The sequence below is a fragment of the Bradyrhizobium sp. CCBAU 45384 genome, assembly GCF_028128665.1.
In the GTDB taxonomy this organism is placed as follows: domain Bacteria; phylum Pseudomonadota; class Alphaproteobacteria; order Rhizobiales; family Xanthobacteraceae; genus Bradyrhizobium; species Bradyrhizobium manausense.
This window is the reverse complement of sequence record NZ_LBIZ01000075.1, coordinates 1-24,140: the sequence shown is the minus strand read 5'-3', so window position 1 is coordinate 24,140 and position 24,140 is coordinate 1. Positions and strand designations below refer to the sequence as shown.

Genomic DNA, 24,140 nt, shown 5'->3' with positions numbered 1-24,140 from the left:
CTCGTCGCTCTCGACAGTGTTGCAGAAGCGATAAGGGCGGTTCGAAGCAGCGAGAGAATCGGCTCGTAGAGGCGATTATTCGATCAGTTCGTCCGCTTCGATCAAAATGGATGGAGGTACCGCGAGACCGAGTGTCTTGGCCGTTTTTGTATTGATGACCAATTCGAACTTCGTCGGCCTCGAAACCGGAAGCTCGTCGGGTTTCGCGCCTCTAAGGATTTTGCCGGCGTACGCTCCCAACTGGCGATAGGTGTCGGAAAGACTGGCGCCATAGCTCATGAGACCCCCTCCAGCCGGAAATTCCCGGATATGGAAGATGCCCGGCAGACGATCCCGGGAGGAGAGAGTCAGGATTTGCTCGCGCCGGCTGTCGAAGAACGGATCGTTCTGCAGGACAAGTCCCGAGATCCCTGCCTTAACCATCTCCGCAAAACTGGAGTCGATTTCGGCGTCGGTGCTCGCTTGCTGGACCAGGAGCTCGCGTCCGAGTGTGCGGGCTGCGGCTGCGATGGATCGCTTGTGTTCTTCGGCCGCCTCGGCGCCAAAGCGCGGGTTCACAAGTAGTCCGAGCATACGGGCCGTAGGGACCATCGAACACAGGAGCGCAAGTCGCTTTCCTCCCAAATCGCCGGTGAAGAAGTTGACGCCGGTCGCCATTCCGGGGCGGTTCATGCTCGTCACCAGGCCGGCCTGCACGGGATCTTCGCCGACCACGAAGACCATCGGGACCGGAAAGTTTGCCGACTTCGCCGCCTTCGCGGCGGGGTCGCCGGCCGCGACTACCAACGAGGGCCGCCGATCGCGGAGATCGGCGGCGAGCCGGGGCAATTGGCCGTAGTCGCCTTTCGCCCAGCGGTACTCGACGACGACGTTGCGGCCCTCGGCGTACCCCATCTCTTCGAGACCTCGCCGAAAGGCATCCGTGTGGGTTTTGGCTTCCTCCGGCGAGCGAGTGCTGAGGAATCCGACGACGGATTGACTCTGCTGGGCACGCGCGATTGCCGGCACGCCGGCCGCGACGGCAAGCCCTTGGATGAAATTGCGCCTTCGCACTGTTCCCTCCAATCTTCGCGTTAAATTACACATTCTGCATGTCGGGCGCAGAGATTTCGGATGCCAGCGAGACCGGTGGTGCCGAAGCACAGAAGAACCGATTGCTGACGGCGGCGGTCGGCTTTGGGTGGCCACCAAGCGCTGGGAACAAATCCTGTCACGGTCCACTTGATGCCGGACGCAATTCCGCGCGGGAGGATTTCGGTGAAGAAGCTCGGATGGACGACGGCAGTATTGACCATGGGCGATGCTCGGCGGCGCAGAGGTCGCTTCGGCGAGACTGGGCATGGCGCCGATGGCGACGCAGGACGAAAGCCTGATCCAAGTGAAGGGCGCTCATGGTCACGGGGGAGGCCACCGCGGATGGCATGGCAATCGCGGCCACCACTACGGATGGTACATCGGTCGCCGCAACCGACGCCACCACCACTGAGGTTCGCCGATGGCATCCGCCGGTCTCCGGCGGCTGTCCACCGTCCCTTGCGTCACTGACCAGCAAATCCTGCGTCCCCGCTGTCTTGTCGAGTGTCGACTGCAGCGAGAGGTCGGAAGAGCGTGGCGGCGACGATGCGCTCATTCGATCAGCTCGTCGGCGGAGGTGAGCATGGAATCCGGAACGGTCAATCCGAGCCTTTTTGCCGACCGTATGTTGACCACGGTCTCGAATTTGGTCGGCCGCTCGATCGGCAACTGCGTCGTCGGCGTCCCCTTGAGCACCCGGTCGACGTAGTAGGCCAATCTACGATAGCTTTCGGAGAGCTTGGGTCCATACGTGCAGATGGCGCCGCTCTGCGCGAACACCTGCCAGCCCGATATGAGGGGCGCGCGGCGCTCGATTCCGAAGTCGATGATCCGTTGACGGTACTGAATCGCGAAGCCGTCGGAGAAGAGCGATATAGCCTGCGGAGGATCTTTATCCATGGTCGCTAATGCTCCTGCGAGCTGGCTCTCCGTACCCGTCCCGTAAAATTCCAGCGCCAGACCGAGTTTCTTTGCTGCCTCTTCGGAATAGGCGCGCTCGATTTGGGACCCCGGATGTTCGGGATTGGCGACGATGGCGACGCGCTTCAGTTCGGGCACGATATCCCGCAGCATCTCGAGACGTTTGGAGTTCAGTTCGGCCGCCATGAAGGTCAGGCCGGTCATACTGCCGCGCGGATGCGAGAGACTGTCAGCGAGGCCCGCGACGACCGGGTCTCCGCTGAAGGCGTAGATGGATGGCGTGGACAGTTTCAAGCCGAACACGATCGGGACGGCCGCCCCTTGGACCACCAGCAGATCGACGGGAAGACGGGTAAGCTCGGCGGCCAGCGATCCGACGCGTGACGGGTCGTCATCACCGTACCGATATTCGATCTTCAGATTGTCCCCCTCGCGATAGCCGAGCTCGGCAAGCCCCTCCCGGAACGTCGCCAGAAAAGGGATCAGGCTGGCTTCCCGCTGCGCGGTGAGCCAGGCTATCCGGTAGAGCTTGGGGGCGCCACGCACTTGCCTTCGGGCTATGATCGCCGAGGCCGCTGCGGACGCGATGAAGGTGCGACGTTTCACTGATCTCTCCACCGCTGCTGCACCAAGTCCAGCATCAGTCCAAGTCCAGCATCAGTCCATATCGGCTGGTGCTGGAGGAATCCATCTTCGGTTTTATGCGCCGAGATTAGGCCGACTCGGCTTTGGCTGTCGCCGGGAAAAGTCGGCAATTATCCCGCCGCAGCTGCGGAACCTTGCCATCATCCGCGGGTTCTTGGAGGCCGCATCCTGCGGACAGGAGATTTCGATGAAGAAGCTGATGCTGACGTGCGCGACCGCCGCGCTGATCTCGACGGGCGCCATGGCGCAGTCCACTGTCGTCACGACCACCACCGGTGCCGGCCATGCCGCCGCCGTGCAGATCGAGCCGGAATACCGCACCAAGATCCGCACCTACGTCACCGAGCACAAGGTGCGCCCGGTGCAGACCCGCGAGCAGATCGTGGTCGGCCAGCCTGTGCCGCGCGAAGTCGAGCTCGAGGCGGTGCCTGCCGATTGGGGTCCGTCGCTCACCAAGTATCGCTTTGTCTACTCGGGCGAACGCGTGATGCTGGTCGATCCGTCGACCCGCACGGTCGTCCAGGAGATCGACTAAGCCTTCCTTGCGGGTCGCTGAAAGCAGCGGCCCGCTACCCCATCCGGCCCTCCGCCGACACCCGCCTTCCCATTTGCAAGCGGCCGTCCATGCCGATCATTCGTTATTTCGTCTTCGTCGGCGCTCTGCTGCTTGTGCCGCTCTTCGCTGCGGACCGGTATCTGCCAGCGCCGGTTGAGCAGGCCGGCCCGTCCGAGCCGGACAGGAGCATCATCCGGATCGCCTCGGCGAGGGAGCCTTCCGGAGAAGATCGTGTTCGACACGTCTCGGCGCGCCGATTCGCCGACGATTGCGCAGGCTGATCCGCTCCCTGAAGAACCCCGGCAGCAAGTGCGAGAGGCCATGGCCGCAATTCCTGTAGAGCCCGCCGCTAAGGTCAAGAAAGAGGCGCCCGGGCGGGTCTCCGCAGCGGCCCGCCCGCATCCGAAGCGCTCTGCGAAGCTGCAGAAAAGGACACCCGACCGGCGTCTCGTCTTCGAGCGAGCCGCTTCATTTGCCGGCGGATGGTGGTAAATGCTGGCGCGTGATGCGGCCAAGAAAGGGGCCGCGCCTTGGGGGCGGCCCTTGTTGACTTTGGAGGGGCTGCTCTCGCCGGTGACGGCACTGCCGCTGGCCCGGGCGAGAGCGAGGGAGCGCCAGCTTCGCTCGAAAGCATCGAGCACAAAACGAAGGCGTCAGGTTGGATTCAGGTCATGCTGCGTCGCGGACGCACTAGAGACCGTCGCCTGATGTAAGCTGGGTTAACTTTGTTGAATTCGCTCCGGAGCTTCCTGGAGTACGTTTAATTCTTCTTGCGTTGGGGGGTCCCATGTTCGATCCAGCAACGACCGCGTCCTTGCGCGCCGTTTTCGATGAGGTCTGCAAGGACGTCTCGGGTTATGAAACCGGGGCACGCACCCATGTGGCGTCAAGGATTCTGGAAGCGGCTACCTACGGTGACGCCCGCCCGAGAGGCTCAAGCAAGTCGGACGCGAGGCCCTCCACGACGCGCCGACGATGTGGCGATAGGCAGAGGAGGACGGGGGTTAACTTCCAGGTCACTGTGCTCAAGATCCTGGTGAGCTATCCCGACGGGTTCGCCGTCATCGCGGACCTCAAGCGCGATATGGCGATTCTGGCGACGAGCGGGCGCGACTGGGCCGAGCGGACAAAGCGCCTTGCGGCTTGCGTGCCCACTCTCGACATCTTCTCGCAAGGTTTGGTCGAGCGTCGGAACGGCGGGTGGCGGATCACCGAGAAGGGCCGCGCCTTGCTCGAATTCATGGAAGCGAAGCCTGGCGAGATGCGAACGGAGAGCGCTGCGGCCGCAGCGGAGCCCTTCGATACGGCCTCGGCGTCCCCGCCTCTAGCCGCCAGGCGCTCCGTCCGGAGCCAACGTCTGCAGCGCCGTCGCGCGGCACGCGTGCGCGCCCGCGCCAAAGCGAGCTGACGCGCCTACTCCGGCGACTACGGGCGACCGGAAAAAATCGGAAACATTGCCCAACGCTTCGAGTTGCCAGCGACAGGATTGGCCGCGGGAGCGTGAAGATGGTCGACGAAGTCGTTCTGAAGAACGCCACCGAAACAGCTTGGTCTGTCTACCGGGCGCACCACCCTGAGGTCGACCCGCAGGACAGCAGGCGCTGCCTTCTCGAGCGCCATCTGCAAAAGCGAGGAGAAAAGCGTGAGAGCGATACCGAAGCACTCGCCGGCTTCGGGATTGCTTAACTGCAGCGGTTCTTCCAGGACGGATGTTGAGGACCCTCAAGATGCTCGTAGCCCGCGGAAGCACAAGGCCCTATTGGACGCTGCTCGCGATTTTCATTTCTCATCTCGGCGGTCCTCGTGGTCGGCTTGCGCATCGCGTTTGGGGCCTAGCTCGATGAGGATCGCCCAGCTTGCCCCTTTGGCCGAGAGCGTTCCTCCGAAGCTGTACGGTGGCACCGAGCGGGTGATCGCCTGGCTGGTGGACGAACTCGTCGACTTAGGACACGACGTCACCCTGTTCGCGAGCGGCGACTCCCGCACGAAGGCCAAGCTCCACGCGGTGTGGCCGCGCGCGTTGCGCCTGGGGCGACGGGGGGTCGACCCGAACGCGCCGCCTGCTCGCTGCTGATCGAGGCTGTCGCCGAACGTGCGCACGAATTCGATGTCATTCATTCCCACGTCGACTGGCTGCCCCTGCCGGTGCTGAGCCGGACCGGCGTGCCATTTCTGACGACGATGCACGGCCGGCTCGACCTTCCTGGCTTGTCCGACGTGATCAGGACGTTCGCCGACGCCCCTTTCGTCTCCATCTCCGACAACCAGCGCCGTCCGCTTCCGGGTACCAACTGGATCGCGACGATTCAGCACGGATTGCCCCAGGACCTGTTTCGCCCCTCCTACGAAGCCGGGTCGTACCTGGCCTTTCTGGGGGCGGCTGACGGCGGAGAAAGGGCCGGAAGCTGCGATGCGCATCGCCCGCGCCGTCCGGATGCCGCTCCGGATCGCGGCCAAGATTCCTCGCGCGGAGACGGCCTACTTCAAGAAGAAGCTCGAGCCTGAGATCGACGGCGAGAACATCCAGCTGGTCGGGGAGGTTGACGACGTCCGCAAACAACCGTTCCTCGCGGGCGCGGCCGCGTTGCTCTTTCCGATCGATTGGCCCGAGCCCTTCGGCCTGGTGATGATCGAGGCGATGCCGTGTGGGACGCCCGTGATTGCATACCGCTCCGGATCGGTGCCGGAAGTCGTGGAGGACGGCGTCACTGGCTTCATCGTGGATGGCGAGGAGCAGGCGATCGAGGCGATCGAGCAGGTCGTTCGCTTGGATCGACGAAAAGTCCGCGCCCGGTTCGAGGAGCGATTCGTCGCGAGCCGGATGGCGAGGGAGTACGAAGAACGATATCGCGAGCTGTTCGCTGGCAGGTAACGCCACCGAAGGAATCGTTCGGCCGAAACGAAAGCGGCTCGTCCGCGTACTGGGCGAGCCGCTCGTCAAAATCGCTTGCTGGAATAGAGCCGCCGAGCGATTACTGCTCGGTGCAGACCTTGGTGGTCTGCACGGCGGACTCGGCCTCCATCTTGGTCTTGTAGACGCCATTGCCCACGACCGTCGTGGTGGTGGTCGTCGGCTTGGTGTCGACGACGGTGCACTTCTTGGTGGTCGCATCGCGGACGATGTAGAACTCGGCGGCACTGGCGGCCTGGGTGCTGAGAGCGAAAGCGGCGAGCGCGCCGCACATGATCAGCTTCTTCATGGTGTCCTCCTAAGGCAGTCCGTAAGTTGTCACCGCTAACGAAGCTGGCGCGGCTGAAGTTCCACTTTTTCCCGGTTTTGGCGCCATGAAGCCAAGAGCTTTCAGGTGGCCTGCTTACCCCCGTCGATGACCTGAAATCGCGGACTGGCCAGCTTGTCTGGCGGCACCACGACGGGCGCGAAATCCGTGTCCTGTCGTTGTGCGCGCTTGCAATTGGGGCACACGAAGAGGTGCGCGATCATCGTCGAGGGATTATCCCGAACGAGCTCGGATCGAAACCACCGCGTGACTACGGTAAGGCGCCAGGCGTCGCGCTGTCGGAAACGAAGCGGGAATTCATTGTCGACCCCGATGCGGCGAAGCGTCGACCCGTCGTCTGGGGCGCCGTTCGTCTATTACGGCGACTAGGTCGCGCTATTGCCCTAGAACAAAATCGACGCCGGCATCAGTATGATCCGCTTCGCCAGCGTTCTCACGGGGGCACGAGCACGAAAACCTGGCGGCGTTGCCTGAAAGGCGCGGCAATGCATTCGTGCGCTTCGTCGCGGCGATCGACCAGCGTCAGTATCCGCATCCCGGAGGAGCACTTTTTTCCAATTGGAACCCAGCGCCCGATCTGATCCGAGGGGTGAATTATTAACACGAACCGCAAGGCCGACGCGCCTCTAGTACCATCGCGCCATCTGCGTCAAGACCAATGGCCGGCCCGCTGCCGCGCTGCTACAGCTGTCGCAGCGAGCCCGCCATCCGGATCCGGTAGCCTGAATGTGTAACCTCTACTCGATCACCACCAATCAGGAGGCCATCAGCGCGCTGTTCCGTGTTGTCAACCGCTACGTCGGCAACCTGGCGCCGATGCCCGGCGTCTTCCCCGACTACAAGGCGCCGATTGTCCGGAACGGCGCCGACGGCCGCGAGCTTGCTACCGCACGTTGGGGGATGCCGTCGTCCCAGCAAGCTCTCCTGCTGGCGACCAAGAAGCGTGCGGAGAAGATGCAGGCGAAAGGCACGAGCGTCGACTTCAAGGAGCTGCTGCGGATGGAGCCGGACAGCGGCATCACCAACATCCGAAACGTGAAGAGCAAGCACTGGAAGCGCTGGCTCGGCGTCAAGAACAGATGCGTTGTGCCTTTCAACTCGTTCAGCGAGTTCGACAAGGCCGAAGGCGGCGACATCTGGTTCGCCCTCGACGAAAGCCGTCCTCTCGCATGCTTCGCCGGCATCTGGACCAATTGGACCTCGGTCCGGAAGGTCAGGCGAGACCACAAACGATCTCTATGCATTCCTCACGACGGAGGCCAACGCCGAGGTCGGCGCCATCCATCCGAAGGCGATGCCTGTCATCCTGACGACACCGGAAGAAGTCGCGACCTGGATGACGGCGCCGGCGAAAGAAGCCCTCCGGCTGCAGCGCCCGCTGCCGGACGGGGCGCTTAAGATCGTCGCCCGCGGCGTGAAGGAAGACCCGCGCCGGCGGCCTAGCGTCGTGCACAGGACGCTGCGGAAAAACGGGGACAACGCGCAGCCCTGCCGATTGCGAATCCCTTCCCCGTGCTAACGGCCCGGAACGAGCAGGCGGGCGGAAGGATTCGTCCCGGCAGGAGCGATCTCGATGCTGATGACTAAGGAACGACGGCCGGCGATCCGCACGCTGCGCGGCTGGGCGATCAGCGTGCTGCAGGAGGCCGGAGCGATTCACGAATGCGAGGAGCACGGCTGGGCAAAGGATCGGACCGACCCCCATGCCCGCGAACGCGCGCTGGAGCTTGCTCGGCACGATCACCCTAACGGTATCTCCCCCGACGATGCTGTCGCAGAAATTCGCGCCGTCTTGGATTCCATCGGTGATACCTGCCCGGAGTGTCTACCGAGCGACTGAGCGCGCCCTAATACGCCCAGCCCTGTCCCTACTGAGTCACGGTCCGGCCTTTCGCGCGGCGATCCGCCATGGCACGCTGCACTTCGATCGCAAAGCGCACCGTATCCACTACGCTGGAAAACTCGACGAGTATGCCATGTCCCGTGGACTTGACCAGACGGCCCTGATGAGCCGCGACGGACGGGTCGATCTGCTCGCGTTGATGGGCCTTGAGACGAGCAAGAGTGCCTTCCTCGTCGGATCCCATAAGCCGGCTATAGCCGGCGACGTCCGCCGCCAGGATGGCGGCAAGCCTGCGTTCGGTTCGCTCGGGCACCACGAGGAACCTCTCTTACCCTGTTTGGACCGACGCAAAATCCTGGCCCATTCCCGGCGATCGGTACATCGAACTGACCGAACGCTGCCGCCCTCGCCACAAGCCCTGCGACTTAGCTCGTCAGCATCCGTCCGCCGGCATCTTTTCGGATGACGCCGCCGAGAAGTCGTTGACGTTCTCAAAGCGTAGTGGCTGCCGAGAGCTGACGCCCCCGACGCCAAACGCGCCGTTCCCCGCCGGAGTCGGAAGGGGCCGATATCCTTGAATTACTTCAAAGGACACGCCGGTTCTTGGCCGAGCATCAGCCCTATGAGTGCACCGGACGAACGCCCCAGCGAAGATGCGCGGAAGTCGAAACCTTCGCGCGTCGACGAGGCGCGCCGGGTCATCGAGGGGTATGCGAACGACCTGCGCGAGATCATCAAGCAGCTTCGCCGTCTCGATTAGGGACGTCGCTCCGAGCTTCCTATGTTCGGAGATCAGAGTGCTCGTCGCCCTGACTGAAGAGATCGAATGTACGCAAAACTTCGGTTGGATGCGGCTCGGATTCAAGACGAACGGACGCGGGCAAGATCAAGACGGCTAAACCAAGGCACTATTCTCGGAGTTGACTATTCGCATTGCCGCGATATTCGATTCTAGTATGACTTGGATCGTACGCGCGCAGCGGCCACACTTGGCCGTGCAACTTAAGAATTCGTAAACATGTTTTGGACGCGAAGGCTTTAAGTTCGCAATCGTTGACTTTACCTGACTGTCGCTAAGGACATTGCAACTACAGACGATCACGGTTCGCTCCTAATCCGTCACCCTAGGTCGCCACCGGCGACGGGCAGAATGTCGCCGGTGATGTAGCTCGCCTCGTCAGAAGCGAGGAACAAGATTGGCGCTACCTGCTCGTCAATCGCGGCGTAGCGCTTGAGGAAACTGGAATCCTTTACCTGCTCGACGGTTTCGGACATCCACTCCTGCTCTTCGAGAGTGTCGCCCTCAGCGTTGCGTGGCACTCGTCGCGGTGGGGCCTCGGTACCGCCCGGCGCGGTCGCAACGACACGGATGTTGCGCGAAGCGTATTCCATGGCCAAGCTTTGCGTGACGGCGTTGATCCCACCCTTCGCCGCGGAATAGGGCACGCGGTGAATTCCGCGTGTTGCATTCGACGACACGTTGACGATCGTGCCCCGACCACTCTTGAGGAAGTGCGGCAGCACGGCATGGCAACACCACAGCGTCGGCATCAGCGAACGCTGGATCTCCGCCTCGATCTGCCTGGGCTGGAATCGGTCGTATGGCCGCATCCGGATCGCGCCGCCGACATTATTGATGAGGATATCTATGCCGCCGAAGCGGCTCACCGCCTCGGCCATCGCGACCGAAGCCCCGTCGTAAGTCTCGAGATCGCAGACGAAACCGTGTCCCCGACCGCCTGCTTCCGTCGCGACGTCGTTCACGAAATCCGCCCGATCGACGAACAGGACATCGCCGCCCTCGGCTGCGGCGCGCAGCGCCACAGCGCGCCCGATACCTTGCGCAGCGCCTGTCACAACTAGTCTCTTTCCGGCAAAGCGGTCGGCGAAGATCATGCCGCCTCCGCTTCGGTCGCAGAAAACTTCTCATAGAAGAAATGCGAAGGCTTGACGCCCTTCTCCGTGAAGAAGGCCCGTACCGCCTCGACCATCGGCGGGGGACCGCACAGATAGACGTCGCAATCGCCGGCGTTGAGATGCTCGTCGGCGAGATGTGCGGTGACGTAGCCCTTCAACGGATGCGAACTCTCCTGGTTGGCGACGCAGGTCACCCAGGTCAGCGTCGGAAGCTTCTTGGCGATTGCCTCTATCCTCTCGATCTCGACCAGGTCACCGTCGTTGGTGACGCCGTAGATTAGGTGCACCGGCTGATCGGTGCCGCGATCCGCAAGGACTTCCAGCATCGACAGTATCGGCGCCAGTCCCGTGCCGCCGGCGAGCATGACGACGGGGCGGTCTACCGCCCGCAGGAAGAAGCTTCCTTGCGGACCGACAAACGTCATCCGGGCGCCGGTCTTGGCCTCCTTGGCCAGCCAGCCGCTCATCAGACCGCCCGGCACGTTGCGGATGAGGAAGCTGGCTTCCGTCGCTCCGGCCTTCGAGCTGAAGGAGTAGGAGCGGTGCTCGCTCGTCCCCGGCACCGCGAGATTCACATACTGGCCCGGCAGGAATCCGAGCGCGTCGGGTTTGTCGAGCTTGAGCTTGAGGATGATAGTGCTGTCTGAGACGAGTTCGATCGAGCTCAGTTCCCCGCCATGCTCGGCTGGCTTCACCTTGCAGGCCCCGGACGGCACCGGAACGGCAATGACGCAATCCGAGGACGCCACCATTTGGCAGGTCAGCACCATTCCGTCTTCGGCTTCCGCTTCGCTCAGCGCGTTCTCGAGATACTCGTTGCCGAGATCATATTCGCCCTGCTCGCAGCGGCATTTGCAGGTGCCGCAAACACCGTCCGAGCAGTCCATCGGAAGATTGATTTTGTTGCGGTAGGCTGCGTCGAGGACCTTCTCGCCCTCGTTGCAGTCGATGAAGCGGGTGGCTCCGTCTTCAAAATTGAGTGCCACGCGATAGGTCATGTCACCTCTCCAGTCATCCGGACGCGCCGCGTCAGATGTGATAGACGTCGATCACCTGGTGGATGTAGTCGCTCTTCAGGACGACCTTTTTCGCGACGATGCGCGGCTCGTCGCCTTTTGTATCCAGCGTGTAAAAGGCAGTGCCGAAGAAGCTGTCCGTCTTCTTGTAGCGGTGGCTCAACGTGTGCCAGTTGAAGCGCAGATCCAGCTCCCCGTCGCGCTCCTCTACAATCTCGATATTCGAGATGTTGTGGCTGGTCCGCGGCTCCGGAGTGCTCGCGCCGGAGCGCTCGGTCTTGATCCGGAAGACGCGGTCCTCCAGTCCCTCGCGGTTGGGGTAGTAGATCAGCGAGATGTCCTTCTGGGGATCTTCAACCAGTTGGTCGTCGTCGTCCCAGGACGGCATCCAGAAGTCGACGTCGGGCGAATAGAGCTTGATCCATTCGTCCCACTGCCGATCGTCAAGGAGGCGCGCTTCGCGATAGAGGAAGGCCCGCACCTGCTCGAGGTCTAACTTCACCGAAGGCGAGAGAGTCGCGGCGGCTGCGGTGGTCATGCGGCTTCTCCCTGCATCGGGGTGACGCCACCCGTCTCGCTGCCATTCCGGAGGATCGCTTCGCGCAGCGCCTTCGCCCAGAATTCATGCTGGCGCACAAACAGCCCTTCGTCCTCGCTGCGCTCACCGCTCAGGAGCGGCTTCAGACCGATCGCCTTGGCGTTCTCGTCCGGACCGTCGATCCAGTGCACGGCACCGCGGCTGAGATCGTTCCAGAGCTCGCCGGCGCCGACATAGGCCGTCTGGCATGCGCGAAACTCCTCCAGATCGTCCGGCGTGCCCATTCCGGAGACGTTGAAGAAATCTTCGTACTGCCGGATGCGGGTTGCCCGCTCCTTCGCACCCTCGCCCTTTGGGGCGAAGCAGTAGATCGTAACCTCTGTCTTGTCGACACTGATGGGCCGCACGACGCGGATCTGCGTCGAGAATTGGTCCATCAGATAGACGTTCGGATAGATCCCGAGATTGCGCGTCTGCCCGACGATGAAGCCGGCGCGGTCCTTGCCAAGCCGGGCTTCGAGCGCCTCCTTGTGATTGAACACCGGACGGACCTCGGGATTGAGCAGGTTGGTCCACAGCAGGATGTGACCGTTCTCGAAGCTGTAGACGCCGCCCACGCTCTTGGACCAGCCGTTTGCGTCGACCGTCTTCGTTCCCTCGTTTTCGTAGTTGCGGTGGCCCATCGTCGCCGAGTAGTTCCAGTGGACCGAGCTCACATGATAACCATCGGCGCCGTTCTCCATCTGGAGCTTCCAGTTGCCGTCGTAGACGTAGGAGGAGTTGCCGCGCAGCACCTCGATGCCGTCAGGAGCTCCGTCGACTATCTGGTCGATCACGGCCTTCGCGCCGCCCAGGTGCTCTTCGAGAGACGGCACGTTGGCATTCAGGCTGCCGAAAAGAAAGCCCCGATAGCTCTCGAACCTCGGCACCCTCGTCAAGTCGTGCGAGCCCTGGGTGTTGAATGAGGCCGGATAGTCGCCGGTCCTGCCGTCCTTCACTTTCAGCAATTTGCCCGTGTTGCCGAAGGTCCAACCGTGGAACGGACAGGTGAAGCTGCCCTTGTTGCCGTGCTTGCGCCGGCACAGCATCGCTCCGCGGTGAGCGCAGGCGTTGATCATGGCATGGAGCTCGCCGGCCTTGTCGCGGGTGATCATGATCGGCTTGCGGCCGATCCAGGTACTGAAGTAGTCGTTGTTGTCAGGGATCTGGCTTTCGTGCGCCAGAAACACCCAATTGCCCTCGAAGATGTGCTGCATTTCGAGGTCGTACATCTCCGCGTCGGTGAAGATGTCGCGACGGCACCTGAATAGTCCGCGCTCCTTGTCCTCGACCACCGCACCCTCGATGCGCTCCAGAATCGTCGTCATCGTTCCTCTCCTCTCGGTCGTTGTTGTCGCGTCGATTTTCGACGGGCTATGCCGCCTCGGCGCGCTGTCGAGACGAGAATTGCTCGTCGGCGCCGTCGGAGGCGCGTTGAAGCTGGAAATCGAAGTTGATGTAGGCGCTGTCGCCCTGGCGTTGCGGCACCGGCAGCAGGCCGTCGCGGGTGGCGAACGCGAAGTCGTCGGCGGCATGCGGATCGTCGCCGAAGTTGATCTGCGTGGTCAGCTTGCGATAACCCGGCGCTTCGATGAAGAAATGGACGTGTGCCGGGCGATGGCCGTGGCGCCCGATCGCCTTCATCAGCGTGTCCGTGGCGCCGCCTTCAGGCACGGAGTATCCGTTCGGCATTTTGGAATGGAACGCATACCTGCCGTCCGGACCGAGCTTGATGCGTGCGCGGTTGTTGAAGGGAGTCTGCTCGCGCGTCGGGTCGAAGTGCGAGTACCAGCCCTGCGAATTGGCGTGCCAGACGTGCAGCACGGCATCCTTGACCGGTTCGCCGTCGGGACCGGTCACACGACCCCTCATGTAGAGACTGCCGGTCTCGTCGGCATCCTTGGTCAGATTGACGTCACCTTCCTGCAGCGGCGCGCCCGCCACATAGAGCGGTCCCTCGATGGTGCGCGGCGTGCCACCAGTCAGTCCGGCTTCGGCGTCCTTCGCGTCCATGAAGAGATCGAGGAAATGTTCCAGTCCGGTGCCCGGCACCAGCAAGCCGTATTCCGGCGCGCCCTTCTGCAGGAAATTCACCGCGCCCCAAAATTCATCTTCGCTGACGTCGTGGCGGGCGATGATCTCGGCGCCGGCCTCGACGATGTCGCGCACGATCGCTTTCAGACGGGCGTCACCGGTTGGTTGATTGAGACCGGCAGCCTTGTCGAGCAGGGCCTGGACTTCCGGGGTCTTAACGAAGCTCGCATCCATGTCGTCTCTCCCTTGGTTTTGTGTCCGCTGCGCGGACGTTCGTGGTTCGAAGCGTTAGCGGTCGTCCTCATGCAGCGAGGACGGGTGCCGGCAGAGCGGCGTCACCTCCATCTCGATGAAGGGGTAAAGCGGCAGGCTCATCAGGATATCGTGGAGCTCGGAATTGCTTTCGACATCGAAGACGCTGACGTTCGCGTAGCAGCCAACGACGCGCCAGATGTGCCGCCACTTGCCGGCGCGTTGCAATTCCTGGAAGCGCTCCTTCTCGCGCGCCTTGAGGCGCTCGGCTTCCTGCTTGTCAAAATCCAACGGAATCCGCACGTTCATCTGGACCATCGTAAGCATGGCTCAAGCTCCCTTTGCGACGACGTGCAGGGTCGGCGCGGTACGGTCGCGGCGGAAACGAGCGATCTTGTCCTCGTCGAGCGCGATGCCGAGACCGGGTCCGGTCGGGACCCCCAGGGTGAAATCCGCGTAGTCGAGGGGCTCGGCTAGGATCTCCTCCGTGAGCAGCAGCGGGCCAAACAGCTCGGTGCCCCATGCGAGTTTCGGAAAGGTCGCGAAGAGGTGGGCAGAGGCCGCCGTGCCGACGCCGGCCTCAAGCATGGTGCCACCGTAGAGGCCGACGCCCGAAGCGTCGGCGATGGCGGCGACGTCGCGCCCGGCACGGAGACCGCCCGACTGGGCGATTTTCACCGCGAACACGCGGGCCGCCGCGCTTGCAGCGACGCGGAAGGCATCCCGCGGACCGTGCAGCGCCTCGTCTGCCATCAGCGGAATGCCGTGGCGCGCGGAGAGACGCGCCATGGCCGCGAGCGCGTCGCGCGCGACCGGCTGCTCGACCAGGTCGCAACCGGCGTCCTCCAGCATTTTCATGCCGATGTCGGCCTGCGCCTCGTCCCATCCCTGATTGACGTCCACCCGGACGCTGCCGCGGCTTCCGACGGCCGTCTTGATAGCCGCCACGTGCGCCACGTCGTCGGCCACGCTGCGCTTGCCGATCTTCAGCTTGAAGATCGAGTGCCGCCTGGCCTCGATCATCGCCTCGGCTTCCTCGATGTCGCGCGCGGTATCTCCGCTCGCGAGCGTCCAGGCCACGGCTAAGCGATCGCGGACGCGGCCGCCGCCGATCAGTTCGGAGACGGGCACGCCGAGCCGCTTGCCTGCAGCATCGAGCAGGGCCGTCTCCACCGCGCATTTGGCGATGTGGTTGCCGACAACGCTTCGACCGATTTTCGCCATCGTCTCGGCGACGCGGGAGACGTCGCAGGTCTTCAGGACCGGCGTGATGTAGGTGTCGATGGCGAGCTTGATGCCTTCGGGGCTTTCATCACCGTAGCTGAGGCCACCGATCGTGGTGCCCTCGCCGATGCCCACGACACCGTCCGGACAATCGATACGGACAAGGACCACCGCCTGGCTACGCATCGTCGCCATCGCCAGCACGTGCGGCCGAATGGTGGGCACGTCGACAATAAAGGTATCAATATGGGCGGGCTTCACTGTCACCGTCGTTCCTCAATTTCTCAGTTCTTGCCTGAGAAATACGGGCAGACGGCGCGTTCGGCAAAGATCGTTTGGGTTTACATACTATACCTAAAGGGTATAATTGAGGCATGGACCTCCGGCAGCTGCGTTATTTCGTGACGGTCGCCAACGAGCGCAATTTCTCGCGCGCGGCGGACCGGCTGCACATCGCACAGCCGCCGCTGAGCCGGCAGATCCAGCAGCTCGAAGCAGAAGTCGGTGCCGAGCTGATCGACCGCTCGTCGCGGCCGCTGCGGCTGACTGAGCCGGGCCGGCTCTTCTACGAGCAGTCGATCCAGGTGCTCGCGCGTGTCGAGGAGATGCGCACGATGATGAAGCGTACGCTCAAGATCGAGAAGAGACGGTTCGTCATCGGGTTCGTGGGTTCGGTGCTCTACGGGCACCTGCCCGAACTCATTCGGGAGTTCCGCCGCGCGGCACCGGAGGTCGAACTCCATCTGGTCGAGCTCGTCACTCTTGAACAGATCGCCGCCCTCAAGGAAGGCCGGATCGATATTGGATTTGGACGCGTGCGCTTCGATGATGACGAGGTTCGCCGCATCATCTTGCGCGAGGAGCAGCTGGTGGTGGCCCTACCGATGGATCACCCACTGGAAAAGCAAAGCGCTCCCGTGTCGCTTGAGCAACTCGCCGAAGAGCGCCTCATTCTCTACCCTCGCGCGCCCCGCCCGGGCTACGCCGACCAGGTCATCGCTCTCTTCCATGATCGAGGACTCGAACCTCGGGTCGCACATGAAGCGCGCGAACTTCAGATTGCGGTCGGCCTCGTCGCCGCCGAGGAAGGCGCCTGCATCGTGCCGGTCTCGGTGCAGAAATCGCGGGTCGAAGGCGTGCGCTATAAGCGGCTCGCCGAACCTGCGACGTCTCCAATCATTATGAGCCACCGCCAGGGCGATAAGATGCCGGAACTTGGAGTGATGGCTGACGTCATCGCCCGCATGTATCAAATTTGGGGCTACGATGTACCTGACGCACTACTGCGTTTCGATCTATGAAAGTAATCGACCGACCAGATTAAACGCAGATTTTCGGTACGCATGCCTCCGCGAGAGGCAATAGAGGCGGGTTTCGCCGATCAGGACGTTGAGATCGGCAACGAGCAACTTCGCCTCGCAAGAACGAGCACCCCGGGAAGCCGTTGACCGCACGACAGCGAGGCATCGCAGCGAACGAATCGAACTATGATTCAATCCCTCTGCCGCCCGCCTCGATACGCGGGTGCACCTCTCGCACATGGTCATAGTGGGTCAAGCGACATAACCCGAAGCCGGGCCGGCGAGCACTGGAAAAAATTCGGGTGGCAGAAGCCGCCCGGCGGCACTTGGGCTCTTGAAGAGAAGCCAGACCGAGGCGCGAATTCCGTTCGGCTATTCCACTGATTGCTACATACCACCGCCACGCAGTTGGAACAGAACCATTGAGGCGTGGTTAGCGACGGGAGGAGTGACGCCATGAGTAAGGCCATTCGCAAGCTAGTCGCCGATCCTCCGATCATGACCGTCGGCGACCTCATCGATGAACTGTGCCGATTGCCAGATACTGCGCTCGTTAGCTTTACCTGTCCAATGTTCGAACAAGAACTTACGTTTTACCGCCTTCGACGCCGATCGAAGGACGTCGTTGAAATCGAAGTGAACGCGGCTCCGCAAAGCATCCCATCCGCCGCTTAAGAATTTAAGCCGGGCCGCCGGAACGGACATCTAGCCCTGGGCATTAACATTTGAGACCGTCGCTCGCTGTACCGATTGGACGGCGCACGTCGCGGGATAGCCAAAAGTCACTGGACCCGCCGTTTCAAGCGCCCGTGCGGATAGCCAAAGGCGACGGTCTCGGCCTCTTTTTTTGACAATGAGGCATGGGCAGGGTCCGTAGTGATCGTTTGACCTTGGCTCACGAGACCAAGCCATGCGCAACGTCGACAGGTCGCACAGCTTCGCAATCGTTCGCGAGATTGGTGAGCGACTGCGAGCATTACTGAAAGAGGAACCCGAGTTGCCGCCGAACCTTGAAAAACAGATGCGCCGACTGCGCGAGTTGGACGAGTCGCCGTGAGGCACAACAGACATTCTGGCGTTCGCCGTTCGGATGAATTTCGCTGCAGGAACATTGTCCCTATCTCGGCTGTTGGAGCGCAATTGCAATGACTTAGGAGGAACTCGTATGAGAACTCTGCTATTGGCTGGTGTACTGGCGGTCGCTGGCTTCGCTGGCGCGCCGATCTCCATTGCACCCGCGTCAGCTCAAGTTGAGGTTGATACTCCGCTCGGCGGCGTCAGAGTAGGCCCGGAGCGACGCTACTACCGAGAGTATGATCGGCCTGCTTATCGCGCTTACGGAGCTTACGGATACGATCGCGGTTATCGCGGTGGATGCCGCACCGTCACGATCGAGCGCGACGACGGTTCGGTCCGCAGGATTCGCCGCTGCGATTAGCAGTGCCGGACTACGAGATCGATGCCCGGCGCTCACAAAGGAGCGCCGACGCAAGTGTGGGCCGCATCAGTTGGCGGCCTGTTCTGCGTATGCTGAGAACGAACCTTTACTTTGCAAGCACCGGAACCAAAGGGTGGGAGCTAAGTTGATCGTTCCGGCTCACACCTCGACGGCGTGATGCCGAGAAGGCCTCAGCTCGGCGCCAGCCCCGGAGCTGAGGCCTTTTTGCCGCCCGTGTACATTTTTGTACAAAGGCCCGGAACCCAGGTCCGGCTTCTGACTCATCCCACGGGGACTTTGGATGGGATAAAAAAGACGTGCCGCGTTACACCTCCTTCGCCCGAGAGGCGGCAGCAACGCTGCTGCGAATGGCCCAAACAACAAAGGACCCGCAGGTCGCGTCGGGATTGATCCAGCGAGCGGCAGACCTGAAGGACCGCACGGGCGAGTTGCCTGCGGTTGACATTGAGATGTCCGCCGACGAGCCAAAAAAGCCGCTCACGAAGAACTAAGGTCGCCGTACGCGCGGAAACTCATGGAAAGAAATGGCCCCAGCTCCGTGGGCAGGGGGATGAAGCTGGGGCCGATTAGGGTCGCCCTCTTGGGGAAGGGCATCGGGAAAACTCGACAATCCGCAAAGCGTTCCCGGTCGTCCGTGTTTTTCCGCCGCAGTCTGCCATTGCCGGGGCTGAGGTTTGCAACGTTTGGATTTGTAAGTGACCTGAAATGCTTGCCAGCTTCCGGTTGGGGAGCCTCCCTCGAATAAGGGCGGCGTAAGGGGGCTAGAAGCAATGCCGATCAATCCGCTCTTGGGGAACGCCAACTCGGCAGACGTTGAACGACTCCGTCAGGCGTTCGCTGCCACGCTGAAATCACTACATTTGGTCGATCGCAACGATCCGATCTGCGAGATAGTCGCGCGAAAGGTCATCGATATCGACGCCGCCGGCACTCATGACCCGGATGAGATCGCGAAGACGGTCGCGAGAGAACTCGGCCCCAATTGATTGAGGCCGCGTTTGCAAGGCGGCCTCATCCGTGCCTTCAGAAGGGCTGCCTGGTGCTAATCGCGGTCGTGGTGGTGATGGTGTTCGTGCCGAACGCCTCCACCTCCGGAATGCGCAATAGCGTTTGACGTGAGAGAAGTCGAAAGCAGCATGGTTATGGTTGGCGGCGTGACCGCCGCGAATTTCCCGCACGTCTTCAGAAATTCACGCCGGTCGTCATCTTCAGCGGGCATAGCGGCCAATCCTCTGATTGTGGGGCATACAATATTAAACTACCACGAATTAAATAAATTCAAATACGTTAGTAGGTTCCAATATTTCCGGTGAAGCTACGGTTCCATTGTCGGCCTATAGGCGTGCTGGAGGGCGAGACATGGGCATCTACCTACATTTGCAACCCCCCATGGGAGGCCACCGAAAAAAATGCATGTATCACAAAGGCTTACGAGCAAACGTTGCGTGCTCTATCTGTTAAAGATCGCGAGAAACACCTCCGCGATCGGCGGGTTAGCTACTTGGCTGCGGGGCTTCGCAACGTGCGAGGCGCGCCATGACCCCTCTCCCAGTGGGCGATGTGTTCCTAACGGTCGCAATCATGGCCGTGACGTTCGTAGGCGAGATCGGCCTTTTCATCCTGATCGGAATGCTCTGAATGGAGCGCTCATCCCTCTGAGGATAGCAGCATCTGCCCCCGCAGCCGCACATACGTGCCGCTCTCATGCAGCTCCAGCCATCCGCGCTCGTGCGCCAACGCGACTGCAGCGCTGAATTGTTCGCCCGTGCCGCCCTGTTTCAGGAAGGGCACATTGATCAGCTCGATGAAGACGCGTCCGTCCTTGCACGCGTTGAATGCCGCTGGCGATCTCGACCAGCTTTCGGGCGCCTATCTCAGGGTCGGCTAAGGGGCGAGCAGATGTGTATTTCATAGTGGCGAGGGATACATTGAGCCGTCGTCGCTGACCAATCAAGTGGGCGCCTTGGCCTTCGCTATGAATTTACTTCGGCTCTTGCGTGCCATCGAATTCGCGAGCGGCCAAGCTAAGCTCCAGTTCTCTGAGCTGTTCGAGCAAGTGTTCTACGATCTCTTGGTAGTCAGATGGCGTGAGGGAATGCACGCCGCGTAAAGCCAATTGATTCTCAGGATCGTCGTCATCATGGCTTTAACGCTCATGACCTCTCGCTGAAAAAGCTAATAGTCATAAAAACAATCGGAAGTAGGCGCCAAACACTACGGGTGCGCAATCTCGTAGAATTACAGCCACGACGGACTTTTGCAGAACGCACTGGATTGCGCCGATTGTGATCGAGGCGCGATTTGCAGGCGCGACGAAAGCCGAATCGCGCTTCGTGGAGTAAATTTGGTTCTGAATCATAACTATAATGACTCCGACGCAAAAATAGAAAATAGGGTGGAAAAACAAAAACGTTGGGAGAAGTAGGTGGGTACTATGAGTCGCCTTCGCGTGATGGCATCGCTGTGCCGTCAGACTGCCGCGCATCACCCCGATAGAAGTTGGAAACTGCTCGCCGAGGCTGAGTATTGGGACCATTTAGCCAACGATGCGCTGCGCGATCACTCGTGCGCATCTGCCTTCCCGCTTCCAGCAATCGGAGATGATGCGAACACCACGCAATCGGCGCCCCCCGGTATGGCGGCATGAGCGTTTTCGGTTACTTTTGTTCTGGCCGGAGGGACTCCCAACTCGTCGCGCGAGTACGAGCAAGTCAGCAGTTGGAATCGCACTTACATTACGAAAAAGCTGAACTAGTCTTTTTGGCAGGGGTTGCGTTCATGGATAGCGTAGAGCGGTGCTTCGCCGCAGTGACGGCAATCGGTTTCTTTGTGACCGTCGTCGGGATGATATTGCTGCAAATGATGTGAAGCGTTGCGGCGCTCGTATCGCCGCATTAGCAAGTAAAGCCCGCCCCGTTGGTGGCCTCTTGCATTATACAATTCCAGCCATGGCGGCGCGGCTGACAATCGGTTGGCTGTACTGCGCATGAGAGCGAAAGCCGTCATCATTGTCCCGCGCCGTGCCAGCGCTCGCAATCGCGCGAAACGTGGAGCGCCCTATATTAGTTAACTATTCGGGAGGTTCGCGTGCGGACTGTCCTCCTAGTTCTTGGGCTATGGCTACTGATCAACGTTTTGTTTGTTGTGATCACGATGCCCCTCCCAGGCCACGCTTGCCGCCTCGACCAGCGCGGCCAACGTTGATCGAAGCATTGGATGCAATCAGGCGCTTTCTGAAAACACGACACCGCTGAAAAGTCAGACGATTGCGCTGTCATTTAACCAAGTCGAACACCGGACTATCACTCGTCAATTTAATCTGCGAGACTTTCAATTCCGACACAAACAATGGCTTGCGAAAAGCAGGTCCGAAGGGGGTTCGCAGTGGAGAAGGTACGACGCTTGCGCGCGATGGGTTCGCTGTGCCGTCAACAGGCCGCGTACAACAGCATGAACAAATGGAAACTCCTCGCAGACGCGGAATGCTGGGAGCACTTGGCTGAGCTTGAGCTGTCGTCCCACTTCCGGGAATGCAACGTCGGTAGCTCGACCAACTCGCTTGATCTGGCCGAGTGAGAAAACTCCTGCAAGGATGAAAACCGGCCCAATGGGCTAACTCTTCAAACATCGGGGGCGTGCAATGAGTAACCGTAATCGGGCGTACAATCGCGTTGTCCTGTGCCTGCGCGCTCAGGCGCTTCTTTCTCAGCTTGCCGAACTTGAGATACTTCGAGGCCGAGTGCAGGAGGCCGAGGAAAATGCAATGCTCGGTCAGTCGGCAGACCCGGTGAAGTCAACCATTCACTGATTGATCGCGGGGGTCTCGCGGTCGAGCGCGTGGTGCTGGGAGGGGGGCGCTGCATCACCCGATTGCGCGCTTGTTAAAATACCAGAGTGGTAGAATTCGCACCAAACAGGGTGCATCGTGAGTGCTGCAAGTACCGGCGACGCGCAAGCCATGAACATCTTGCGCGAACTGCACGAGGCCGAGACGGAGCTAGTCGGCAAGACCGTCGTTTTGACTGACGGCAAAGCTGGCACAATTGATCGCGTCTCCCTCGATGACGAGCACGGACTTCGCATCTCGGTCGCGGGACATGACGGTCGCTGGCCGATTTCGACGGTGAAGCACATTGAGGACTAATCGGCCGTGCGCGCGATAGCTTTGCCGCGATCTATGGCGTCTCGGCAGAGAGGGCAATGGAGGCGCGCAAGGTCGCCGACCGGCTTGCCTGTGAAGCGCGAAATAAGCGCATGCTTGCCTTCCAAGGGCCTGGCATAGCCATCCCGCCAGCGTCAATCGGAATACGACTGCGATCCGTGAGCTGGAGCGATACATGCTCGTTCAGCGTCTTCGCCTTGGCGCTCGCGTCCACACAACACGCTCGTTAAGGAACTGGTTACGGGTCGCTGTCACCATTCGCTGTATTACGTCGCCATATACCGCAGCGCATTCCGAGAACGTTTGATACTTCGACACGCCCAGTTGGCGGTCTCTTGAAGGAGAGGCCCAATGTTTAAGGGCTTCACAGTTGCAGTTGTCGCGCTGATTAGCACAGCGCAGGTCGATTACTACCTAACCAACGGTCGGTACACCGACGCGGCCATCGCTATGCTGCGGCAAATCAGGCACGCGTTTGGGTTTTAGATAATTGTTTTAGCGCGGAGCCGCGTGATGGACATCTCATGGGCTGATCTCGACGCCGATGAACGGCGCACCATTGCGGTATTGGGAGCCGGACTTTCGATTGAACTCTGCGACCCTGTTGCCCTCCAGACGTTAAGGCGGCTCGGTCTCATCATAGGGTCCCATTTGACCGCTGCCGGACACAATCTGCGAAGGGATGCCGTAGTGAAGAGTGTCGCGGGCTAAGCGTTGCGGGGTGGGGACTAGGGGCGAGGGATGCCAAACGCGATCGAGCTTATTGTGAACGGATACGTTAGCCTGAACGATAGGAGGGCTCTCGACGATTTGCGCATGCAGCGCCGCAAGCTGGCCGTGGACCTAAAGGCGCGCTCTGGATTTGATTGCCGCGCAACCCTTCAGCAGATCGAAGAAGATATTATCGTGATCGAGGCCGGGCTGGCGCAATTGGATGGCGCGGCGACGACCTAAGCTGCCGACCTAGCTCATCCGCCTTGGTAACCCGCAAGCTGCGAACGTAATAACCTTGTCTCTCAACGGCCGCCTTGATCTCGTCGCTGACTTTCAGAACTCTTTTTTTTCTTGCGCCAGTCATTGTGCGAGCAAACGACAGGTATCGCAGAGCCATTGCTCAAGACCAGCAACTCGCGCTTGTCATTGCGATAGACATCAAACACTTTGCGTCCCCGCTGTTCGCAATTAAGTAAGCGTTAAATATGTTTCGGTCGTCGCGATTGACGGCACGAGCTTAGTATTTGAATGGCGAAGCTGGTTGTAAATCTGCAACGGCCGCGAGTTTACTTCACCACGTTCCGAGGAACGAGCTGACGCAGGTACGGACCAGAGTACCGAATTCCGCCACACGGGCGTGAGCATATGCGCGAATGAACCAAATCCCCCGCTGCGATCACTGCGAAGAAGAGTTCGCGCCAGAAGAGCTAACCGTTCTCGCGCCACCGGCTGGTGACGGCGAGCTGATCTGCGCTCAGTGTGTACGACTTGCGTTGAGCCCCGGCGAGGCGCACGACGTTCGACTCGCCGGAAAACTGCTGTCTCGTCTCAAATAGGGATCAATGCTGCTTGCCGACAGTGGCTACGACGCCGATTGGATCAGAGAGCTTGCCATGAAGAAAGGCGCGTGGGCCAACATCCCGCCGAAAAGCAACCGAAGCGATCCGATCTGCTTTAGCCCCTACCTCTATCGCGCTCGCAACCAGGTCGAACGGTTCTTCAACAGGATCAAACAATGCCGTCGGGTGGCAACGCGCTACGACAGGCTTGCGGGAAATTACCTTGCCTTCATCCAACTGGCATCTATCCGGCTATGGCTGGCCGCGCCTTATGAGTCCGCGCCCTAGCACTACTTTGGCAGATTGTATTTTCGCCGCTGTTTTTCAAGGATTTGCTTTCGGCAATATGGGCAGTGCTGAGACGGCG

Annotated in this window: 23 protein-coding genes and 5 pseudogenes; 15 read left to right on the top strand and 13 right to left on the bottom strand. The window is 60.9% G+C overall.

The features are described 5' to 3' along the window. Positions 1–75 precede the first annotated feature (75 nt). Both XH80_RS04060 and XH80_RS04055 read right to left on the bottom strand, forming a co-directional pair. Positions 76–1,053: an ABC transporter substrate-binding protein gene (locus tag XH80_RS04060; RefSeq protein WP_271597433.1), complete on the bottom strand. Its 978-nt coding sequence runs from the start codon at positions 1,051–1,053 to the stop codon at positions 76–78. Between the two features lie 573 nt (positions 1,054–1,626). Then, positions 1,627–2,601 (bottom strand): ABC transporter substrate-binding protein, encoded by a 975-nt coding sequence (locus XH80_RS04055; RefSeq protein ID WP_271597432.1) that lies wholly within the window; start codon positions 2,599–2,601, stop codon positions 1,627–1,629. 226 nt (positions 2,602–2,827) lie between these two features. On the opposite strand from XH80_RS04055, the gene XH80_RS04050 reads away from it, so the two are divergent. From XH80_RS04050 to XH80_RS04030, 4 genes and pseudogenes are all read left to right on the top strand, one after another. Beyond that, positions 2,828–3,175, top strand: a complete 348-nt coding sequence (locus XH80_RS04050; RefSeq protein ID WP_271597431.1) for a DUF1236 domain-containing protein — start codon at positions 2,828–2,830, stop codon at positions 3,173–3,175. 1,042 nt (positions 3,176–4,217) lie between these two features. Beyond that, a complete protein-coding gene (locus XH80_RS04040) occupies positions 4,218–4,604 on the top strand; it encodes a hypothetical protein (RefSeq protein WP_271597430.1) in 387 nt (128 codons plus the stop codon). Between the two features lie 98 nt (positions 4,605–4,702). Further along, positions 4,703–4,882 carry a hypothetical protein gene (locus XH80_RS04035; RefSeq protein WP_271597429.1) on the top strand — a complete coding sequence of 60 codons (180 nt, stop codon included), beginning with the start codon at positions 4,703–4,705 and terminating at the stop codon, positions 4,880–4,882. 154 nt (positions 4,883–5,036) lie between these two features. Further along, positions 5,037–6,068: pseudogene (locus tag XH80_RS04030) on the top strand (glycosyltransferase family 4 protein). Between the two features lie 100 nt (positions 6,069–6,168). Here the strand turns inward: XH80_RS04030 and XH80_RS04025 are convergent. Then, entirely contained in the window at positions 6,169–6,396 is a 228-nt protein-coding gene (locus tag XH80_RS04025) for a hypothetical protein (protein ID WP_271597428.1), read from the bottom strand. Positions 6,397–7,161: 765 nt separating this feature from the next. Between XH80_RS04025 and XH80_RS04020 the strand changes: the two are divergent. Both XH80_RS04020 and XH80_RS04015 read left to right on the top strand, forming a co-directional pair. Continuing rightward, positions 7,162–7,954, top strand: a pseudogene (locus XH80_RS04020) (SOS response-associated peptidase). Between the two features lie 54 nt (positions 7,955–8,008). Beyond that, complete coding sequence (locus tag XH80_RS04015; RefSeq protein WP_271597427.1) at positions 8,009–8,275, top strand: hypothetical protein; 267 nt, start codon at positions 8,009–8,011, stop codon at positions 8,273–8,275. 52 nt (positions 8,276–8,327) lie between these two features. On the opposite strand, the pseudogene XH80_RS04010 reads toward XH80_RS04015, so the two are convergent. Beyond that, positions 8,328–8,522 (bottom strand): annotated as a pseudogene (locus XH80_RS04010) (adenylate/guanylate cyclase domain-containing protein); the annotation flags it as partial. Between the two features lie 330 nt (positions 8,523–8,852). Between XH80_RS04010 and XH80_RS04005 the strand changes: the two are divergent. Further along, a complete protein-coding gene (locus XH80_RS04005; protein ID WP_271597426.1) occupies positions 8,853–9,038 on the top strand; it encodes a hypothetical protein in 186 nt (61 codons plus the stop codon). A gap of 135 nt (positions 9,039–9,173) precedes the next feature. Here XH80_RS04005 and XH80_RS43855 read toward each other — a convergent pair whose 3' ends face one another. From XH80_RS43855 to XH80_RS03970, 8 genes are read right to left on the bottom strand one after another with little or no spacing between them, the layout of a single operon-like run. Beyond that, entirely contained in the window at positions 9,174–9,380 is a 207-nt protein-coding gene (locus XH80_RS43855) for a (2Fe-2S)-binding protein (RefSeq protein WP_442869109.1), read from the bottom strand. A 17-nt stretch (positions 9,381–9,397) separates the two neighbouring features. Beyond that, positions 9,398–10,174 carry a benzoate diol dehydrogenase BenD gene (gene benD / locus XH80_RS04000; RefSeq protein WP_271597425.1) on the bottom strand — a complete coding sequence of 259 codons (777 nt, stop codon included), beginning with the start codon at positions 10,172–10,174 and terminating at the stop codon, positions 9,398–9,400. Further along, a complete protein-coding gene (gene benC / locus XH80_RS03995) occupies positions 10,171–11,193 on the bottom strand; it encodes a benzoate 1,2-dioxygenase electron transfer component BenC (protein WP_271597424.1) in 1,023 nt (340 codons plus the stop codon). The genes benD and benC overlap by 4 nt, the downstream gene beginning before the upstream one ends. A gap of 31 nt (positions 11,194–11,224) precedes the next feature. Further along, complete coding sequence (benB, locus tag XH80_RS03990) at positions 11,225–11,749, bottom strand: benzoate 1,2-dioxygenase small subunit (RefSeq protein WP_333968639.1); 525 nt, start codon at positions 11,747–11,749, stop codon at positions 11,225–11,227. After that, the gene (locus XH80_RS03985) at positions 11,746–13,116 is read right to left on the bottom strand and encodes a Rieske 2Fe-2S domain-containing protein (RefSeq protein ID WP_271597423.1); all 1,371 of its coding nucleotides are present in this window, start codon (positions 13,114–13,116) and stop codon (positions 11,746–11,748) included. The genes benB and XH80_RS03985 overlap by 4 nt, the downstream gene beginning before the upstream one ends. A 46-nt stretch (positions 13,117–13,162) precedes the next feature. Next, a complete protein-coding gene (locus XH80_RS03980; RefSeq protein ID WP_271597422.1) occupies positions 13,163–14,056 on the bottom strand; it encodes a dioxygenase family protein in 894 nt (297 codons plus the stop codon). A 54-nt stretch (positions 14,057–14,110) separates the two neighbouring features. Then, positions 14,111–14,401 (bottom strand): muconolactone Delta-isomerase, encoded by a 291-nt coding sequence (catC, locus tag XH80_RS03975; RefSeq protein WP_271597421.1) that lies wholly within the window; start codon positions 14,399–14,401, stop codon positions 14,111–14,113. A gap of 3 nt (positions 14,402–14,404) precedes the next feature. Continuing rightward, positions 14,405–15,565: a muconate/chloromuconate family cycloisomerase gene (locus tag XH80_RS03970; protein ID WP_271597420.1), complete on the bottom strand. Its 1,161-nt coding sequence runs from the start codon at positions 15,563–15,565 to the stop codon at positions 14,405–14,407. Between the two features lie 107 nt (positions 15,566–15,672). Between XH80_RS03970 and XH80_RS03965 the strand changes: the two genes are divergently transcribed. The 7 genes from XH80_RS03965 (at position 15,673) to XH80_RS03925 (ending at position 23,174) form a co-directional block, all read left to right on the top strand. Then, the gene (locus tag XH80_RS03965; protein WP_271597419.1) at positions 15,673–16,599 is read left to right on the top strand and encodes a LysR family transcriptional regulator; all 927 of its coding nucleotides are present in this window, start codon (positions 15,673–15,675) and stop codon (positions 16,597–16,599) included. A gap of 456 nt (positions 16,600–17,055) precedes the next feature. Then, on the top strand, positions 17,056–17,274 hold the full coding sequence (locus XH80_RS03960) for a hypothetical protein (protein WP_271597418.1): 219 nt from the start codon (positions 17,056–17,058) through the stop codon (positions 17,272–17,274). Between the two features lie 235 nt (positions 17,275–17,509). After that, a complete protein-coding gene (locus XH80_RS03955) occupies positions 17,510–17,656 on the top strand; it encodes a hypothetical protein (protein ID WP_271597417.1) in 147 nt (48 codons plus the stop codon). A 698-nt stretch (positions 17,657–18,354) separates the two neighbouring features. Next, entirely contained in the window at positions 18,355–18,549 is a 195-nt protein-coding gene (locus tag XH80_RS03950; RefSeq protein ID WP_271597416.1) for a hypothetical protein, read from the top strand. Positions 18,550–18,828: 279 nt separating this feature from the next. Continuing rightward, the gene (locus tag XH80_RS03945) at positions 18,829–19,044 is read left to right on the top strand and encodes a hypothetical protein (protein WP_271597415.1); all 216 of its coding nucleotides are present in this window, start codon (positions 18,829–18,831) and stop codon (positions 19,042–19,044) included. Positions 19,045–22,016: 2,972 nt separating this feature from the next. Continuing rightward, complete coding sequence (locus XH80_RS03930; protein ID WP_271597434.1) at positions 22,017–22,202, top strand: PRC-barrel domain containing protein; 186 nt, start codon at positions 22,017–22,019, stop codon at positions 22,200–22,202. A 759-nt stretch (positions 22,203–22,961) separates the two neighbouring features. Next, positions 22,962–23,174 carry a hypothetical protein gene (locus tag XH80_RS03925; protein WP_271597413.1) on the top strand — a complete coding sequence of 71 codons (213 nt, stop codon included), beginning with the start codon at positions 22,962–22,964 and terminating at the stop codon, positions 23,172–23,174. On the opposite strand, the pseudogene XH80_RS03920 reads toward XH80_RS03925, so the two are convergent. After that, positions 23,122–23,380 (bottom strand): annotated as a pseudogene (locus XH80_RS03920) (hypothetical protein). The gene XH80_RS03925 and the pseudogene XH80_RS03920 overlap by 53 nt on opposite strands. A 315-nt stretch (positions 23,381–23,695) precedes the next feature. On the opposite strand from XH80_RS03920, the pseudogene XH80_RS03915 reads away from it, so the two are divergent. Next, positions 23,696–24,061: pseudogene (locus tag XH80_RS03915) on the top strand (IS5 family transposase); the annotation flags it as partial. Between the last annotated feature and the right edge of the window lie 79 nt (positions 24,062–24,140).

Coding starts and splice junctions, on each gene's coding strand:
- XH80_RS04015 (WP_271597427.1), top strand. CDS start 8,009: ATGCTGATGACTAAGGAACGACGGCCGGCGATCCGCACGCTGCGCGGC.
- XH80_RS03945 (WP_271597415.1), top strand. CDS start 18,829: ATGCCGATCAATCCGCTCTTGGGGAACGCCAACTCGGCAGACGTTGAA.
- benC (WP_271597424.1), bottom strand. CDS start 11,193: ATGACCTATCGCGTGGCACTCAATTTTGAAGACGGAGCCACCCGCTTC.
- XH80_RS04050 (WP_271597431.1), top strand. CDS start 2,828: ATGAAGAAGCTGATGCTGACGTGCGCGACCGCCGCGCTGATCTCGACG.
- XH80_RS03955 (WP_271597417.1), top strand. CDS start 17,510: ATGCGCAACGTCGACAGGTCGCACAGCTTCGCAATCGTTCGCGAGATT.
- XH80_RS03980 (WP_271597422.1), bottom strand. CDS start 14,056: ATGGATGCGAGCTTCGTTAAGACCCCGGAAGTCCAGGCCCTGCTCGAC.
- XH80_RS03930 (WP_271597434.1), top strand. CDS start 22,017: ATGAACATCTTGCGCGAACTGCACGAGGCCGAGACGGAGCTAGTCGGC.
- XH80_RS04025 (WP_271597428.1), bottom strand. CDS start 6,396: ATGAAGAAGCTGATCATGTGCGGCGCGCTCGCCGCTTTCGCTCTCAGC.
- benB (WP_333968639.1), bottom strand. CDS start 11,749: ATGACCACCGCAGCCGCCGCGACTCTCTCGCCTTCGGTGAAGTTAGAC.
- XH80_RS03965 (WP_271597419.1), top strand. CDS start 15,673: ATGGACCTCCGGCAGCTGCGTTATTTCGTGACGGTCGCCAACGAGCGC.
- XH80_RS04035 (WP_271597429.1), top strand. CDS start 4,703: ATGGTCGACGAAGTCGTTCTGAAGAACGCCACCGAAACAGCTTGGTCT.
- XH80_RS03985 (WP_271597423.1), bottom strand. CDS start 13,116: ATGACGACGATTCTGGAGCGCATCGAGGGTGCGGTGGTCGAGGACAAG.
- benD (WP_271597425.1), bottom strand. CDS start 10,174: ATGATCTTCGCCGACCGCTTTGCCGGAAAGAGACTAGTTGTGACAGGC.
- XH80_RS03960 (WP_271597418.1), top strand. CDS start 17,056: ATGAGTAAGGCCATTCGCAAGCTAGTCGCCGATCCTCCGATCATGACC.
- catC (WP_271597421.1), bottom strand. CDS start 14,401: ATGCTTACGATGGTCCAGATGAACGTGCGGATTCCGTTGGATTTTGAC.
- XH80_RS03925 (WP_271597413.1), top strand. CDS start 22,962: ATGCCAAACGCGATCGAGCTTATTGTGAACGGATACGTTAGCCTGAAC.